This window comes from Phenylobacterium sp. (assembly GCF_016793285.1).
Lineage (GTDB): Bacteria > Pseudomonadota > Alphaproteobacteria > Caulobacterales > Caulobacteraceae > Phenylobacterium.
This window is the reverse complement of sequence record NZ_JAEUMO010000071.1, coordinates 1-2,233: the sequence shown is the minus strand read 5'-3', so window position 1 is coordinate 2,233 and position 2,233 is coordinate 1. Positions and strand designations below refer to the sequence as shown.

Here is a 2,233-nt window from a genome sequence, read left to right as displayed (position 1 = left end):
GCGACCGCCGTCGTATGGAAGTGCGTCGCCGAGCCGATGTCGGCCAGGGCGGCGCCGGCGAGCGCGCGGGTCGCGACGGCGCGCGCGCGGTCCCACGCCTGGCCCTCGCGGCCGCGCCGCATCGAGCCGTCGCAGGCGAAGCTGAACTGGCAGCCGCGGTGGCCCGCGCCCTGGAACACCACGGCGCAGACGCTCTTCGGGAAGGCGGGATGCTTCACCCGGTTCATCACCACCTGGGCCACGGCGTACTGGCCGCGCGAACTCTCGCCGCGGGCCTCGTAGTAGACCGCCTGGGTAAGGCACTCGAGGTCGGCGCGCTTGCGGGCCTTGGCGGCCACCTTCCCGCGGCCCCCCTCGTGACGCAGCATGAACAGGCGCGCGTCCGGCGCCTCCTGGAAGCCGTATCGTTCCAGTCCGAGACGCAGGCCCCGGCCCTGGGCCTCCAGGTACGAGCCCGCGTAGCCGCGCTGCGCCGCCTCGGCGATGCGCTGCTCGTGGGCGTAGTCGGCCACGTGGCCCGCCATGCCGGCGGCCAGGAAGAGTGCGCCCAGGCCCAGGCCCACTCCGGAACCCGCCAAAACGGCGCTGATGGGCGAACGCCGCGCGGCGCTCACCTTCGGTACGAACTGCAAAACGGAACGGTCCTCAGCGGCGAGGGCGACCTGCCCCCAACTTGACGCCCCAAATGGGACATTCGGCGGGCGCCCCTGCTCGTGCTGGTAGCGTCCGCCGCCAAGCCTGGCCCGGGATCCGTGGTGGGCGAGGCGACGGCAAAGATGAAGCGTCTATGAATGCCCGCGCTCACCTTGGCAAGACTTTTTTGCACCGCAGCATTAACGGCGCGACGTCCCGAAAGCGTCGGCGAGATCGGGCCGACGGCTCAGGTTGCTGAGATCCCACGGGAATTTCGGATGGACCCGCGCGGCCTGCACGAGTTCTTCAAATAATGCTCAAGTCTTCTGAAACCATGCGCGTTTACCTTGTTTCCCAAGCAAAGGCGTCTTGAACGGAACCCCGTGCAGGCTGAGCTGTTCTGTAGCCGTCCAGTCCTGGAGGGCTTCCCCATGCGCACCCTGTTGATCCTCGCCAGCGCCGCAGCCGGCCTGGCGCTCGCCGCCTGCGGTCACAACACCGAGCAGCGCGCCGCCACCGGCGCGGTCGCGGGCGCGGTGGTCGGAGGACCCATCGGCGCCGCCGTCGGCGCGGGCGCCGGCACGGTCGTCTCCAAGGCCACCGACAAGTAGGCGCGCGCCGGCCGGGCCGCATCTGGCGCCGGGTTTGCTGCGTAGTTTCCCGTGAGGAACGGGAGGCGCAGGATGCGCAATCTCTTTTTGGCCGTGGCCGCCCTCGTCGGGGTGGTCTGGGTCGCCATGAACGCGACGCACGCCGCCTTCTAGGCCCGGGCCTAAGCCGCCCTCGGCGCGCCCATCCCGCGACGCGCCTGACGCATCTGCCAGAGCCGCCACCCATCCACCGCGGCCAGCGCCAGGAAGATCACGACCGTCGCGCCGACCCCGATCCGCATGCCGGCGTCGAAGTTGGCCTGTACGCGCTCGGCCACCTCGGGCGTCCAGACCGACCAGCTCACCTCCAGCCAGTGGCCCGCCTGGTAGACGACGCCGATGACCGCTGCGCCGATCAGGTTGCGCGCCAGCGACATGGCGCGGTTGAAGGCAACGAGGCCGGGGCGGAGCAGCGCGATCAGGTTCATGCCAAGTTCGAAAAGGCTGTAGCCCAGGATCGGCCAGTACATCTCGCGCCAGATCGGAGCCATCGAGATCGTCATGCCGTAGTCCGGGATGAAGTTGCGGAACCGGATCAGGCCCATCCACCACAGGATGAAGACCACGCCCATCCCGATCTCGAACACCCGCTCGAAGCGCGACTTGGTCTTGCGTTCGGGCGGCGGCAACTGGCTGGGCTTCCATCGCTGGAGCAGGGCCGCCTTCCCGAACCGCTCGATCAGCGCGCAGACCAGGGTCACCGCGCCGAACGCGAAGACCAGCAGGCCCATGAGCGAGGTGTCGCCGCCCACGCGGTCCACCATGATGTCGTCGCCCGCGAGGATGACGACCAGCGTCAGGACCGCCCAGATCGCCACGATCACGCCGCAGACCGCCTTCACCGCCGCCCACCAGAACGGGAACACCTCGGGCCCGATCAGGTGCTGCTGCTTGCGATAGCGCCCCGACACCGTCAGCGGATGCCCGAACCGGACCAGCAGCGCCTCCAG

Annotated in this window: 3 protein-coding genes; 1 reads left to right on the top strand and 2 read right to left on the bottom strand. The window is 69.6% G+C overall.

The features are described 5' to 3' along the window. On the bottom strand, positions 1 to 563 hold a 563-nt coding region (locus JNL41_RS07345), incomplete at its 3' end, for a cell wall hydrolase (protein ID WP_293473626.1). Positions 564 to 1,064: 501 nt separating this feature from the next. Between JNL41_RS07345 and JNL41_RS07340 the strand changes: the two genes are divergently transcribed. Beyond that, on the top strand, positions 1,065 to 1,244 hold the full coding sequence (locus tag JNL41_RS07340) for a hypothetical protein (RefSeq protein ID WP_293473625.1): 180 nt from the start codon (positions 1,065 to 1,067) through the stop codon (positions 1,242 to 1,244). A 161-nt stretch (positions 1,245 to 1,405) separates the two neighbouring features. On the opposite strand, the gene JNL41_RS07335 is transcribed toward JNL41_RS07340, so the two are convergent. After that, a partial coding sequence (locus JNL41_RS07335; protein WP_293473624.1) for a hypothetical protein occupies positions 1,406 to 2,233 on the bottom strand: 828 nt, incomplete at its 5' end.

Bases quoted from the DNA above. Each gene is read 5' to 3' on its own strand.
- JNL41_RS07340 (WP_293473625.1), top strand. From the start codon at position 1,065: ATGCGCACCCTGTTGATCCTCGCCAGCGCCGCAGCCGGCCTGGCGCTC.